Source organism: Paenibacillus sp. FSL R5-0744 (assembly GCF_037972555.1).
Taxonomy (GTDB): domain Bacteria; phylum Bacillota; class Bacilli; order Paenibacillales; family Paenibacillaceae; genus Paenibacillus_AQ.
Map to the genome: position 1 here is coordinate 1,990,454 of NZ_CP150228.1, position 14,430 is coordinate 2,004,883.

A 14,430-nucleotide genomic window follows, 5' to 3' on the forward strand; every position below is an offset into this window, starting at 1 on the left:
CGGGTATAATTGTATGTCCCATCAATAAATTATAGGAAATTTTGTCTATCGTGTGATTTTAGCCTGCGTTTCATAAGAACACGCGGTTCAGCGTAAAGCCCTCTACTCATCAATTCCAGCTCATGAATAGAAATATTTTCTTTGATTACGGTGAAATGGTACATGATTTCATGCACAACATTGGCTTGAAGCGTCTTTAGTATTTCTAGTTCTTCTGTTTCATAAAGAGGATCTTCATAAGGGTATTGATAGAAAAGCTCCATCCGCAGCAATCGATAATCGAACGGCGGCACCGGGATGGGATAGTCAGGAATCGATGGGCATACTGGACCGGATGGGGGCTGGAAAAAGGATCCTGTGAAATACCTCGGAGTATATTCATCAAACTTCTGCTTAAAGGAAGGATTGGACATATGAACAAAACTGTGGGCATACGGGGCCAGTATACAAACAATGGCTTTGTGGGTGCTAATTCTGTGAATTTCCGACATAACCGCGGATAAATCGTCGATATAAGGTAATACACGACTAGCCATTACAAACTCGGCGGTATTGTCCGGCAAAGGGATGCCTTGGCTAATGTCACAGACAATATCTACGTTGGGACCCGCGATGCGATCGATCCCGAGATAACCTGCTTCTTTATTGGATCCGCAGCCGATATCGATTCTCAAGGGGACCACTCCTTAGGGATAAATCAGGCTCAACACTATTGTATTAATCTCGCTTAAGCCTGCATCCGGCGGATGCCTATTAAAGATTGGAAGTTACTAAAAATAACGTATTATGAAACCTTAGCAGAGTTGATACGTTTATAGGAGTAGGCTTATAGAAAATGACTTTGCAAACAACCGCTAAACATAGAGGAGGCAGTCAACATGAAAAAACAACGTTCCTTACCCGCTATAGCTGCAATCGCAGCATTAACGCTAGCCCTAACCGCTTGCGGTGCTACTAATAATTCAGCACAGCCATCTGCAGAACCAAGTGCAACAGCTTCTCCAGTGCCAACAGAGGAGACCACAAGCACACCCGTACCTACAGAAGGTACAAGTACCACTGCACCAACAGAGAATCCAAGTACTCCCGCACCCAAACCTACTGCAAATCCAGAAGCTAAAATTCTTAAAGGAACAGGCGTTTACGTCGGCCAAATAGATAGTCATTCTGTTGAGATTGAGACCAAAGAAGGTCCTACGGCTTTTGAGATCACAGCAGGTATGGAGAGCGTTATTGAGAAGTTAAATACGGATGATCCTGTAGCTTTTGAATATGTTGAAAAAGCAGTGGAAGGCGATGCTACAGTTAAACAGCGTGTACTTTCGAAGCTGTCACTTGCAAAATAAAGAAACGCTATCATTTATAAATAACAAAAGGGCTGCTCCTGATTGATTTCAGGAACAGCCCTTTTGTCTTGGAATTAGAAATGAACGTTATAACGTCCCGGCATTGACTAAGAAAATAGTAATAAGCAGCATAAAGAGTAAGATAATCACACCGTTGATGATAGTGCCTATAACGCCGAAAACCTTACGTCTCTTCCGGATGGAAAGTCCAATAATGCCGATGACAACACCAATTACATTAAGAGCTGAAAGAATAATAACAGTCATTCCAAGAAGCATGATGGACTGCGATGATTCGGCTAATAGATTCGAGTTCTCGTTAACCATGGAAGAAGCCTTCATAATAATGAAAACGAAGAGAGCTGCATAACCCATTATGGTCACGAGGCTGATGATGAAAGAAGCAATACCAGGTCCAGAGTGTTGCAGGTCATGATCTACTTTCTGGTACGAATACGACGAACCAGCACTTGGCTGACTCAGATCAGGTTGGGTATTTCCTACCTCTGCTGTAGGCGCGTCAGATTTTGAGAGAGAATTAAGGTCCATAGGTTGCACTCCTTGAGAGATAAGAATGAAATGTTGTTAATATCCACTTTTTCATATTGATGCTAAAAAAGCAACCCCTGATTGTGGCTAATTCGTAAATGGCTGCTGGAAAAAGCAATCGGTAATCGTTTATGATAGAAGAAGTCTAATATTAAGGAGTTGTAATCGAATGCAACGGAAACTTATGGCCTGGGGGGCTGTGCTAGCAATGCTGGCAGTAGGAGTAGGCGCTTTTGGCGCTCATTTATTAAAACCTGTTATTAGCGAAGAATATATGAAGGTATATGAGACGGGTGTACAGTATCATTTGGTACATGCGCTGGGTGTAATTCTGATAGCACTGGCTGTAGGTCAATGGGGAGAAAGTACCCGGTTACGCTGGGCAGGAAGGCTATTAATAGCAGGGACGATTTTGTTCTCTGGTAGCTTATATGTACTGAGCATTTCCGGGATTAAGGTGCTCGGAGCGATAACACCTATTGGTGGTGTATGCTTCATAGCAGGCTGGTTATGTCTGGCTGTGGAAGCATTCTCACGCAGCAAAGAGGCATCCTAAGCAATCAAGTTACAGAAGTTGATAAATAAGCATCCGTTCCATAAAGGGGCGGATGCTTATTTATCTGTAACGTATACGTTTACAGAAATTCGTCGATCTCATTTAAATTAAAGCTGTATACCTGTTTCTCATCCACGTGATAGACACTAATAGAGTTGGCTGCTTCATCAAAATTTAAAATACGACAGGGCATGGACACTTGTTTTCCGTACCGATTCGCTCGTAAACGTACTAATTGGTTGTTCTGAATATACTGTCGAATTTTCCCGTATGCATCAGCTGGCGTCTCAATAGCTGACTGTTGTGCAGGCAATATTGCCTGTTTATCAATCGGTTTATCGAGCTGCTTTTTAGTGGTCTTTGGTGGCAGCTTAAATGAAGTTGGAGGAGCAGAGCTTTGATTCAAGGCTAGTTTGGCAGAACGAAGCAAGCTGTCAATGGTTCTCCCCAATTCAAGACCGGAGTTAATGTTGAAATCTGTGATTTTGTCATTATTGTTCAACATTTCAAGCAGATATTGCAATGCAAGCGGGTTGGTACGGGCATTAATCAGGATGTCGACATTAAATAAATAGTTGCCGTCTGTGTGTTGTAGTTTCTCGTCCATAGATCCCCCAGCTTTTCGTTTGAACATTTCTTTACAATTATAAGAATGTAAATAAACTATAACATTAAACAAGTAATAATCATATACCTGACACTAGAGAAAATGGGACCAAGGTACTGTGTTTTTTACGAAAAGCCTAGGACTACCAACTGCACATCAGCAGGCGGTGAAGCATACATATACATCGTGGTTGGTGAATAAAGGAGGTGCTGCTATTGGTTACTATGGAGCCCATTACCGTAGGTGAACATACGCTGATCGGGGTAGAAGTTAAGCTTCCGAAAACAACGCTGCTCTCAATCAGCACAAGCCGAGGGTATATTATGTGTGGTGCGCTGGATGTTGGTTTGCTCAATGAGAAGCTCAGTGATCGGCATATTATCGCAGCCCGGGCGGTTGGTGTACGTACGCTGTCACAGCTGTTAGCTGCCCCATTGGAGTCTGTAACCATAGAAGCGGAGCGTCTAGGTATCGTACCCGGCATGACGGGTGCGGATGCATTACTTCTCATGGTCTGACTGAACAATCTTACAAAATCCAAAACACAAGAGGCCAATGGCCTCTTGTGTTTTTTTGCAAGAATCAGAATTTGAACATTATAGAGAGCGTCTTTAGTGTAAATAATTTAAACAGTGATTTTATGGAAGGGTTCTCCTTGTTTCGTCTTACATGCTAAGGGGTAAATTAAGAATAGACAAGTTGCTGCCGGATGAAGGATTAAGTAGCCCGGTAAATATAAAGGATAAGGATGGGATCATCTCATGGCTAAAGCATCTAATAAAGTAAATACAACATCACTGGAACAAATTTTGAATCGTCAGGTTGCTAACTTGAATGTATTGTATGTTAAAATCCATAATTTTCATTGGTACGTAAAAGGAGAACAATTCTTCTCTCTTCACGTGAAATTTGAGGATCTATATAATGAAGTGACGCTTCAAATGGATGAAGTTGCAGAGCGTCTGCTAAGCATCAAAGGAAGTCCCGCTGCAACGATGAAAGAATATCTGGAATTGGCAACGATTCAAGAAGCTACTGGTAAAGAGGACACACGTGGTATGGTCCAGTCTCTGATTGAAGACTTCGCTACTATTTCTGAAGAGTTGACAGAAGGCATTGAGCTTGCTGAGGAAATTAAGGACCAGCCTACCTCTGACATGTTTATTAAAATTCGTGGTGATCTTGAGAAACATCAATGGATGCTGCGTTCCTACCTTAGCTAAACGATAAAGTATATGAAATAAGGCTTCCTGCGGGAGGTCTTATTTTTTGCGTTAGGTGGTTACGGAAAATAGCGAAACATGCGGTGCATTAAAGGATAAATAAAAAGAGATATTTGTAAAAAGACAGGGTTTGTTATAAAATTGTTGAGAATCATTGATAATCACTGTGATTCAATTTATAATAATTATAATGTGATATAAAATCTAATTGTGCTGGGAATCAGGATCATCCTGTTTCAATACAACTTTTGATTTCGCAAATCGATCAATGGAGGGAATAATATTATGGCAGCAGATTTTGTCATTGAGGGACTTAAAGCGACGATTGAGGGAAAAGAGATTTTGAAGGGGATTAACCTTCAAATGAAAGGTGGCGAAATTCACGCCATCATGGGACCAAACGGTACAGGTAAAAGTACCTTGGCGTCAGCTCTTATGGGTCACCCTAAATATGAAGTAACTGAAGGAACAGCAACACTTGAAGGTGAAGATCTTCTGGAGATGGCGGTTGATGAACGCGCACGTGCAGGTCTTTTCCTTGCTATGCAGTACCCAAGTGAAATTTCCGGAGTAACAAACTCCGATTTCTTGCGCTCTGCCATTAATGCCCGTCGTGAAGAGGGAAGCGAAATTTCTTTGATTCGTTTTATCCGTCTTATGGAAGCGAAGATGAAAGAACTGGACATGAATCCTGAGTTCCTACACCGTTACCTGAACGAAGGCTTCTCCGGTGGTGAGAAGAAACGTAACGAAATTCTACAAATGATGATGCTAGATCCAAAAATCGTGATTCTGGACGAAATTGACTCTGGTCTTGATATTGATGCTTTGAAAATTGTTGCCGAAGGCGTAAACTCCATGCGGAGTGAAGATCGCGGTTTCCTGGTTATTACCCACTATCAACGTCTCTTGAACTACATCAAGCCTGATTTTGTACATGTTATGATGCAGGGCAGAATTGTAAAATCCGGTGGTCCTGAGCTTGCACAACGTCTGGAAGCAGAAGGCTACGAATGGATTAAAGAAGAACTTGGAATTGAAGACGAAACAGTAGGGCAAGACGCGTAAGAAACGCCAGGAAGGAGGAGAACACTTATGACGACACAGACCATTCTTCCGGTGGATGCCGAGCGCTTGAGCGAATTATCGCATAGTAGCGGCGAACCGGGTTGGCTGAAAGAAAGCCGCTTGAAAGCACTTGAACTGGCAGCTACTCTGACACTGCCTAAATTAGAGAAGACACGGATTGATCGTTGGAATGTGAATAATTATGGTAGCTACAAAGCAAGCGAAACCATTGCTTCATTGAAGGATGCACCTGCTTCCATTTCCTCCTTGATCAAGGATCAGGAAGAAGGCAGTCTGATTATTCAACGTAACTCTGGTGCAGTATATACACGACTAGCTCCTGAACTTGCAGCACAAGGTGTTATTTTTACCGATCTGCAAACGGCTGTTAAAGAGCACGGAGATTTGGTACAACGTTACCTTCATAAGGCGATTCAGCCTGACGAGCATTCTATCGCTGCGCTTCATGCAGCACTATGGAACGGGGGAGTATTCCTCTATGTTCCTAAGAATGTAGTGGTTGAAACTCCACTTCAGGCGGTGCTGTTAACAGATGATGCGGAAGCTTCATTTGTTCCTCACATTTTGATTGTAGCGGATACTAACAGCTCCCTGACATACGTAGACAACTACGTGTCGGATAAAGAGGAAGCTGGCTTGCACAATGGTGCTGTAGAAGTATTCGTGGGTGCAGGTGCTAAAGTACGCTATGCTACAGTGCATCAGCTGGGCGTGGATACAACAGATGTGACTTACCGCCGCGCTGTTGTTGAGAATGACGGAACGATCGAATGGATTGTTGGAGAGATGAACTATGGTGATACAGCAAGTGATACCAAATCTGTGCTCAAAGGTAATGGCTCTAGCTCGGATGCTAAAGTAATTGCTGTAGGTACGGGATCACAGAAACTGAATTACACTACTCAAGCTCAGCATTTCGGCAAAAATACCCCAAGTGACATGATCACTCGTGCGGTTATGCGTGATAATGCTACTTCTATCATCAACGGAATTACCAAGATCGAGAAAGGTGCTACAAGAGCCGACGGTCAGCAAACAGAGAAAGTATTGATGCTGAGTCCAAAAGCCCGTGGTGACGCCAATCCGATCCTGCTGATCGATGAAGATGATGTTACAGCAGGCCATGCCGCTTCCGTAGGACAGGTCAATCACGAGCAAGTCTTTTACCTGATGTCCCGCGGAATTACACGGCATGATGCAGAAACTCTGATCATCTATGGCTTCTTGGCTCCTGTTGTGTCGCAAATTCCACTAGAGGGACTGCGCAATCAGCTCCAATCTCTTGTGGAAAGGAAGTTAGGTCAATGATTAGCAACGCCATCCGGGAGCAATTTCCCATACTGAACCAGAATGTGAACGGCCATCCACTGGTCTATCTTGACAGTGCTGCTACTTCACAGAAGCCTCGTCAAGTGATTGAGGCGGTCAAGTCGTATTATGAGTGGGATAACGCCAACGTACACCGTGGCGTCCATACTCTAGGCAGCCGTGCAACAGATGCCTACGAGGGAGCCCGGGAGAAGCTAGCTAAGTTTATTAACGCCCGCAGCACTAAAGAAATCATCTTTACGCGCGGCACAACCACTGCCCTAAATCTTGTTGCCTCTTCTTACGGGCCATCTGCAGTGGGTGAAGGCGATGAAATTGTCATCACCCTGATGGAGCATCATAGTAATTTGATCCCCTGGCAGCAGCTAGCTAAGAAGACAGGTGCTACTTTAAAATATATACCGTTGCAACCTGACGGAACGATTACGCTTGAAGATGCTGAGAAGACGATTACGGATAAAACCAAGATCGTTGCTATCGCTTATGTGTCTAATGTTATGGGAGTAACTCATCCGATTAAAGAGCTTGCGGCGATTGCTCATCGAAACGGTGCGGTAATTGTCGTAGACGGCGCACAGAGCACACCTCATGTGAAGGTCGATATGCAGGATCTGGATTGTGATTTCTATGCACTTTCCGGACATAAAATGCTAGCACCGACTGGAATTGGGGCTTTGTACGGGAAAAGAGCACTCCTTGAAGCCATGGAACCTATTGAGTTCGGTGGCGAAATGATCGATGATGTGGGTCTCTATGAATCGACATGGAAAGAACTTCCTTGGAAGTTTGAGGGCGGTACGCCGATCATTGCAGGAGCTGTTGGATTAGGTGCAGCCGTAGATTTCTTACAAGAAATCGGCATGGATGAGATTCACAGCCATGAGAAGCAGCTTGCCGCATACGCAGAACAACGTTTATCTGAAATTGATGGCTTGACCATTTATGGTCCGCGCAATCGTGAAGTTGGCGTTGTGACTTTTAATCTGGGTGACGTTCACCCGCATGATGTCGCTACAGTACTAGATGCGGAGGGAATTGCTATCCGTGCTGGTCATCACTGCTGTCAGCCGCTGATGCGCTGGCTGGAAGCCAGCTCAACAGCACGTGCGAGCTTTTACCTGTATAACACCGAGCAGGATGTAGATCGACTGGTGGACGCTTTAATCAAGACAAAGGAGTACTTCGGCTATGAACTTGGATGACTTGTACAGACGCGTAATTATGGATCATTATAAAAGTCCTAGGAATCGTGGTTCATTTGAAGATGATGCTCTGAAAATTGAACTGAATAACCCAACTTGTGGTGACCGTATTACACTTCAGCTTAAGGTAGAGGATGGAATCGTCAAGGATGCCCGTTATAACGGTGAAGGTTGCTCGATCAGTATGTCATCGGCTTCGATGATGACTGAGGCGATCAAAGGTCAAACGGTTGAACGAGCACTTGAACTAGCTGATAACTTCTCCTTACTGATGAAGGGTGAAGACGTGGATTTTGGAGATTATGAAGACATTGAAGCCCTATCGGGTGTGAATAAATTCCCTGCGCGGATCAAATGTGCAACACTGGCTTGGAACGCGCTTCGTAAAGGAATTGACGAAGAAGAGCAACATAAATAACAGTAGAACAAGGAGGCTGACACCATGGCTAAGAAAGCGCCTGATATGGAAGAGTACCAATACGGGTTCCGTGATGAGCATAAGTCGATATTCCAGTCTGGTAAAGGTTTGACGGCCGAAATTGTTAAAGAAATTTCAGCAATCAAAAATGAACCACAGTGGATGCTTGATTTCCGCTTAAAATCCCTTGAACAGTTCCGTAAAATGCCGATGCCTACATGGGGCGGCAATATGGATGATTTAGATTTTGAGGATATTCAATATTATGTAAGACCTTCCGAAAAACAAGGGAAGACTTGGGAAGAAGTTCCTTCCGAAATCAAGGAAACCTTTGATAAGCTGGGTATTCCTGAAGCGGAACAGAAGTTCCTCGCCGGCGTATCGGCACAATATGAATCTGAGGTTGTATACCACAGCATGCAGAAGAGCCTTGAAGATCAAGGGGTTATTTTTACAGATACCGATACTGCACTGCGTGAACATCCAGAACTTCTTAAGAAGTTCTTCGGGACGATCATCCCTCCAACCGATAATAAATTTGCAGCACTTAACAGTGCAGTTTGGTCAGGCGGAAGCTTCATCTACGTTCCTAAAGGTGTGAAATGTGAAGTTCCTTTGCAGGCTTACTTCCGTATTAACTCCGAGAACATGGGACAATTTGAGCGTACCTTGATCCTCGCTGACGAAGATAGCTTCGTGCATTATGTAGAAGGCTGTACAGCGCCAATCTACAGCACGAATTCTCTGCACAGTGCGGTTGTTGAAATCTTGTGTATGAAGAACTCACGCGTTCGTTATACTACGATTCAGAACTGGGCTCCAAACATCTACAACCTCGTTACTAAACGTGCGGTTGCAGAAGAGAATGCTACGATGGAATGGGTCGATGGCAACATCGGTTCCAAGCTGACTATGAAATACCCTGCGGTTGTTCTTAAAGGCCGTGGAGCTAAAGGTTCAGTACTGTCCATCGCGGTAGCGGGTAAAGGCCAGCATCAGGATGCTGGTGCCAAGATGATCCATTTGGCTCCAGACACAACATCCACTATTGTATCGAAATCGATCAGTAAGCACGGCGGTAAAGTAACTTATCGTGGTCTTGCTTCCTTTGGCCGTCAGGCAGAAGGTGCGAAATCGAACATTAAATGTGATACACTCATTTTGGATAACGAATCCACTTCGGATACGATTCCTTACAATGAAATCATGAACGATAACATCGTGCTTGAGCACGAAGCAACGGTATCCAAAGTTTCTGAGGAGCAGCTGTTCTATCTAATGAGCCGCGGCCTAACAGAAGCTGAGGCAACTCAAATGATCGTTATGGGCTTCATCGAACCGTTCACCAAAGAACTGCCGATGGAATATGCGGTTGAAATGAACCGTTTGATAAAATTCGAAATGGAAGGAAGTATCGGTTAACCTTGATCTTCAAGGTTCCGGCTTCATTCTAATAAGTAATACAAAATACGTATTCGCAGTGATCTTGATGCTTTTATGCTCAAGTCACTCGAATACGTATTTTTTATTGGAAATTGAGATGGGGGTTTTCATTCTAGAAGGTTAAATCCAAATTTTATGCAAAAAAGCTTGATAAAAGTTTATTTTGGAGAGGGTGATCAGATCAAGGATCATGATGTTTCTTAATTCAACAGCATTAAGGAGGAAACTCGAGTATTTTAAGACAATGATGGTCGTTTATCACCTATATATGGGTCTTTTTTCCGAAATAACAGGATAAACGCTCAATTCTACCCTTTGCCGCTTTAAATTAGGGATGATACACTGCTTAAAGTCACTAAAATTGAAAGCGCTAAAAAATAGCTTTATTTTGTAAAGCTAAGTCTATGCTTACGAAGCAGCTTTACTTCGTAAAGCTTTAAGGAGGAGAGATATGGATGTTCTCAGGCAACTGCGAGGCTATTACCGAGAGAAGCTACATTATTTGATTCTTTCGATTGTATGCTTGGCCGCCGCAACTGCAGTGGGGCTAATTACCCCCAATTTGTTAAGGAAGCTGATCGATGAAGTAATTGTTCCACTCAAGTTTAAAGAGGTGCCCGTGTTGGCTCTCAGTGTGTTAGCTGTAGTAATCGTAAAAGCATGCCTGCAATTTGCACATGGTTTTTTTGGAGGGCGGTTAGGTAATTTTCTAGCATATCGGCTACGTAACGCTTGTTATGAGAAATTACAATTTCTATCTTTCCGTTATTATGATACCGCGAAAACAGGAGATCTGATGTCCCGGCTGACCGGGGATTTGGAAGCGATTCGGAACTTTATCGGCTTTGGTTTTGCTCAGTTGCTAAATGTGTTTTTTATGGTGCTCTTTGGTTCTATCATGATGTTCACCATTAATTGGCAGCTAACATTGGTTACTTTGATTACTATGCCATTTCTGGCAGCAGTAGCTTTAAGATTTGAGTCCAAGATTCATCCGGCCTTCCAAGAGATGCGCCTTGCGCTGAGTTCTCTGACAACGGCTGTACAGGAGAATATCACGGGTGTGCGAACTGTCAAATCGTTTGCTAGAGAGGCTCACGAAGTTGAAAAGTTCTCACACCGTAATGAACGTTATAAGAATAATCAGATTTTTGCCGCTGAGCTCTGGAGTAAGTTTTTTCCGGTCATGGAGCTTTTAGCATCGGTAAGTATAGCTATCCTGTTAGGCGTAGGTGGTACACTCGTCATTAACGGGAAAATGTCACTAGGTGAATTGGTTGCCTTCTTCAGTTTGATTTGGTACATCATTGGACCGGTATGGGGTCTAGGCTTTCATATTAATAACTATACACAGTCCAAAGCTTCGGGAGAACGTGTACTTGAAGTACTTAATCAAAAAATTGATGTTAAGGATAAAGAGGATGCCCGTGAACTGGTACCTTCCGAGGTTAAGGGGGACGTTGCCTTTAATCATGTCACCTTTGCGTACGGGAACAAAATGCCTGCTGTTACTGACATCCATTTTGAAGCTAAATCAGGTGAAATTATCGGATTTCTTGGAGGCACAGGTTCAGGTAAATCCACTATTACTCAACTGATGATGCGTGCTTATGATGTCAATGAAGGGAGTATTACGCTGGATGGCATTGATATTAGAGAGTACAGTGTGCGCAGCCTGCGGTCACAGATTGCCACTGTATTCCAGGAAACATTCCTGTTCTCCTCATCCATCCGCAACAATATTTCATATGGCTTGAAAAATGTAAGCATGGAGGAGATTATCCGTGCTGCACAGCTGGCAAAGGCGCATGATTTCATTATGGAGATGGCAGACGGCTATGACACTGTAGTGGGTGAACGCGGGATGGGTCTCTCTGGCGGACAAAAGCAGCGGATTGCGATCGCAAGAGCCCTGCTTAAGAATCCGCGTATCCTCATCCTCGACGATGCGACCAGTGCGGTCGATATGGAAACGGAACATGAGATTCAAGCGGGATTCCAGGAGGTCATGAATGGGCGTACAACACTTATAATTGCCCATCGGATATCCTCCTTGCGACATGCGGATCAGATCATTGTTATGAACGAAGGTCATGTTCAGCAGCGTGGTACTCATCAGGAGCTAATTGAAGTTCCGGGTCCATACCAAGATGTATACCGGATACAATATGCTGACTATCTGGCCAGAGCTACCGGAAGAGGGGAGGAGTGAGGCATATGAAACTTGAAGCCAAACAGAACACCGCTTCGGGAGCAAAGCGTAAAGCAGCCGAGCAGAAGACACTTGATGAACGTTTCGTGTACAAAGATGATGATGTGATCGACAAAGCGTTTGACTGGAAGCAGTTCACCAGATTATTCAGCTATATGAAGCCTTACGCCAAACAGATGCTTCCACTGGTTTCTATCATGATGATTCTGGGAACCATTACGAAGCTGACCGTTCCTTTCTTGACAAGTTTAGCTATCGACCGTGCTATAGCGCCTAAGGTTGGGAATCCAAGCTTAACACTTCTTTATTCGCTTACGGCAGGTGTCATTGTCTTATATCTCATTCAATGGATTGCAGGTGTGTACCGGATTAAGTACACGAACATCATTGGACAAAGAGTCATTTATGACTTGCGTTCTGACTTGTTCAAGCATATTCAGAAGCTCTCTTTTAACTTCTTCGATAAACGCCCAGCAGGTTCGGTATTAGTACGTGTGACGAATGATATCAACTCACTGCAGGATTTGTTCACGAACGGGGTAGTCAATCTGATGATTGACTGTGTACAGCTTTTAGGGATTACCATTATTCTGTTATTGATCAACTGGAAACTTGGTCTTGCAGTAATGGTTACGGTTCCGATCATGTTCTTTATTTCTACTAAGCTACGGCAGAAGATTCGGATCGCTTGGCAGGATGTGCGGATGAAGAACTCTAGAATTAATTCTCACTTGAATGAATCGATTCAGGGGATCAGAGTCACACAGGCCTATACACAAGAACGTGAAAACATGAATTATTTCGATTTTATGAATACAGATAGCAAAAAGTCCTGGAATAAAGCTTCTGCGATGAACCAAGCTTTCGGGCCGATGATCGAGATCACTGGTGGTTTTGGAACGATGATCCTCTTTTGGTTAGGGGCGTATCTCATCCAATCTGGCGAGCTTACTGTCGGTTTGTTGGTAGCGTTTAGTTCTTATGTCAGCAACTTCTGGGACCCGATCAACCGTCTGGGGCAGATGTATAACCAACTGCTGGTAGCGATGGCTTCCTCAGAACGGATCTTTGAATATTTGGATGAGCAGCCTTCGGTTCAAGATAATCCAGGGGCTAAACCACTAGGAACGATTCGTGGAGATATTAACTTTAATAAGGTTGTTTTTGAATATGAAAAAGGTCGGGCGGCTTTAAAGGGCATCGATCTGGATGTAAAAGCTGGGCAATCGATCGCGCTGGTGGGTCATACTGGCTCGGGGAAAAGTACGATTATTAACCTGATTGGCCGGTTCTATGATATTAAGAGCGGAAGAATTACGATTGACGGTGAAGATATCCGTGAAGTTACTCTAGATAGTCTGAGAAGGCAGATCGGAATCGTGCTGCAGGACACCTTCATTTTCTCAGGAACGATTCGCGATAATATCCGATTTGGTCGACTGGATGCTACCGATGAAGAAGTGGAAAATGCCGCGAAAGCAGTAGATGCCCATGACTTTATTATGAAGCTTCCTGGAGGGTATGAGACAGAGGTAGAAGAGCGTGGTAGTGCCTTGTCCATGGGACAGCGTCAGCTGCTCTCCTTTGCCCGTGCACTATTGGCGAATCCACGAATTCTGATCCTTGATGAAGCTACGGCAAGTATTGATACAGAGACGGAGCTGAAGATTCAAGAGGCACTCAAAATCTTACTTCAGGGCAGGACCTCCTTTATCGTCGCTCATAGACTATCTACCATTCGCCATGCGGATAAAATAGTCGTTCTGGACCATGGTGAGATTAAAGAAGAAGGAACCCACCGAGAACTGACATCACGTGATGGTGTGTATAACGGATTAATAGAAGCGCAGTTCCGCTTTCTATAGCAAAGAACAACAGCCCATTCCCCTTGCGAAAGCAAATGAGGAGTGGGCTGTTTTATATCGTACGTCCAATTATTTCGGGCGTTTAGGTAATCTACCTGTTATACGTAGCTCAAACATTTGGGCACAAATATCCTGATGCCACTGTGTATCCGTTGTTTGTTCCGCTAACAGTATTTCATTCTGTAGTCGTGCCATCTCCCAACAGTAAGTGGCATTCACCTGAAGGCATTGCTGTTGTTCCGTTTCTTCGGAGGCTGTAAGCTGGCGTAGACGACTTAGAGTGAACAGCTCGGCAAGACGTTCATGGACTGGAAGCATACTTTTTACCTCCTAGAAATATTTAAACCACATATTAGTCTCGCCAAGAAAAGTGTAATTCAATCATCAAGAGATTAATGATAGGAGGGGTACAACTGACTAAGGATTATGGGCAATGGGAGGATTTGTTGGGGATTTGTAGGAAGGAAGAATTTAGGTAGGTACAGATTAAAGAAGGTAAGGAATAAGGAACCTGGATTCGGAGCTTTCTATTGCAGTATTTACAATAGAAAGCTCCGAATCCACTCATAAAATAGCATCTACTGCACTTTG

General features: G+C 43.7%; 15 protein-coding genes. 11 read left to right on the plus strand and 4 right to left on the minus strand.

Annotated elements, in window-relative coordinates; all coding sequences use genetic code 11:
• Positions 1 to 29: 29 nt before the first annotated feature.
• Positions 30 to 674 (minus strand): methyltransferase domain-containing protein, encoded by a 645-nt coding sequence (locus tag MKY19_RS08565; RefSeq protein ID WP_339269879.1) that lies wholly within the window; start codon positions 672 to 674, stop codon positions 30 to 32.
• 204 nt (positions 675 to 878) lie between these two features.
• Between MKY19_RS08565 and MKY19_RS08570 the strand changes: the two genes are divergently transcribed.
• Positions 879 to 1,346, plus strand: coding sequence for a hypothetical protein (locus tag MKY19_RS08570; protein ID WP_076284187.1), 468 nt, complete (start codon positions 879 to 881; stop codon positions 1,344 to 1,346).
• Positions 1,347 to 1,433: 87 nt separating this feature from the next.
• On the opposite strand, the gene MKY19_RS08575 is transcribed toward MKY19_RS08570, so the two are convergent.
• The gene (locus MKY19_RS08575; RefSeq protein ID WP_052404212.1) at positions 1,434 to 1,895 is read right to left on the minus strand and encodes a hypothetical protein; all 462 of its coding nucleotides are present in this window, start codon (positions 1,893 to 1,895) and stop codon (positions 1,434 to 1,436) included.
• A 169-nt stretch (positions 1,896 to 2,064) separates the two neighbouring features.
• Here MKY19_RS08575 and MKY19_RS08580 point away from each other — a divergent pair, with 169 nt between their 5' ends.
• Positions 2,065 to 2,451, plus strand: a complete 387-nt coding sequence (locus MKY19_RS08580; RefSeq protein ID WP_076284185.1) for a DUF423 domain-containing protein — start codon at positions 2,065 to 2,067, stop codon at positions 2,449 to 2,451.
• 79 nt (positions 2,452 to 2,530) lie between these two features.
• Here the strand turns inward: MKY19_RS08580 and MKY19_RS08585 are convergent, their stop codons facing one another.
• Positions 2,531 to 3,058 (minus strand): hypothetical protein, encoded by a 528-nt coding sequence (locus MKY19_RS08585; RefSeq protein ID WP_042186347.1) that lies wholly within the window; start codon positions 3,056 to 3,058, stop codon positions 2,531 to 2,533.
• 215 nt (positions 3,059 to 3,273) lie between these two features.
• On the opposite strand from MKY19_RS08585, the gene MKY19_RS08590 reads away from it, so the two are divergent.
• From MKY19_RS08590 to MKY19_RS08630, 9 genes are all read left to right on the plus strand, one after another.
• Positions 3,274 to 3,576, plus strand: a complete 303-nt coding sequence (locus MKY19_RS08590; RefSeq protein WP_042186349.1) for a DUF1805 domain-containing protein — start codon at positions 3,274 to 3,276, stop codon at positions 3,574 to 3,576.
• Positions 3,577 to 3,819: 243 nt separating this feature from the next.
• Positions 3,820 to 4,281, plus strand: a complete 462-nt coding sequence (locus MKY19_RS08595; RefSeq protein ID WP_042125852.1) for a DNA starvation/stationary phase protection protein — start codon at positions 3,820 to 3,822, stop codon at positions 4,279 to 4,281.
• Positions 4,282 to 4,566: 285 nt separating this feature from the next.
• Entirely contained in the window at positions 4,567 to 5,349 is a 783-nt protein-coding gene (gene sufC / locus MKY19_RS08600) for a Fe-S cluster assembly ATPase SufC (RefSeq protein ID WP_042186351.1), read from the plus strand.
• A gap of 27 nt (positions 5,350 to 5,376) precedes the next feature.
• Positions 5,377 to 6,678, plus strand: a complete 1,302-nt coding sequence (sufD, locus tag MKY19_RS08605; protein ID WP_042186353.1) for a Fe-S cluster assembly protein SufD — start codon at positions 5,377 to 5,379, stop codon at positions 6,676 to 6,678.
• A complete protein-coding gene (locus tag MKY19_RS08610; protein WP_076284184.1) occupies positions 6,675 to 7,901 on the plus strand; it encodes a cysteine desulfurase in 1,227 nt (408 codons plus the stop codon). The genes sufD and MKY19_RS08610 overlap by 4 nt, the downstream gene beginning before the upstream one ends.
• Positions 7,888 to 8,319, plus strand: coding sequence for a Fe-S cluster assembly sulfur transfer protein SufU (sufU, locus tag MKY19_RS08615; RefSeq protein ID WP_036684339.1), 432 nt, complete (start codon positions 7,888 to 7,890; stop codon positions 8,317 to 8,319). The genes MKY19_RS08610 and sufU overlap by 14 nt, the downstream gene beginning before the upstream one ends.
• 24 nt (positions 8,320 to 8,343) lie before the next feature.
• Positions 8,344 to 9,741 (plus strand): Fe-S cluster assembly protein SufB, encoded by a 1,398-nt coding sequence (gene sufB / locus MKY19_RS08620; protein WP_042186357.1) that lies wholly within the window; start codon positions 8,344 to 8,346, stop codon positions 9,739 to 9,741.
• A 472-nt stretch (positions 9,742 to 10,213) separates the two neighbouring features.
• The gene (locus tag MKY19_RS08625; RefSeq protein WP_042186359.1) at positions 10,214 to 11,974 is read left to right on the plus strand and encodes an ABC transporter ATP-binding protein; all 1,761 of its coding nucleotides are present in this window, start codon (positions 10,214 to 10,216) and stop codon (positions 11,972 to 11,974) included.
• A 5-nt stretch (positions 11,975 to 11,979) separates the two neighbouring features.
• Positions 11,980 to 13,839 (plus strand): ABC transporter ATP-binding protein, encoded by a 1,860-nt coding sequence (locus MKY19_RS08630; RefSeq protein ID WP_042186361.1) that lies wholly within the window; start codon positions 11,980 to 11,982, stop codon positions 13,837 to 13,839.
• A gap of 69 nt (positions 13,840 to 13,908) precedes the next feature.
• Here the strand turns inward: MKY19_RS08630 and MKY19_RS08635 are convergent, their stop codons facing one another.
• Positions 13,909 to 14,157 (minus strand): hypothetical protein, encoded by a 249-nt coding sequence (locus tag MKY19_RS08635; protein ID WP_042186363.1) that lies wholly within the window; start codon positions 14,155 to 14,157, stop codon positions 13,909 to 13,911.
• Between the last annotated feature and the right edge of the window lie 273 nt (positions 14,158 to 14,430).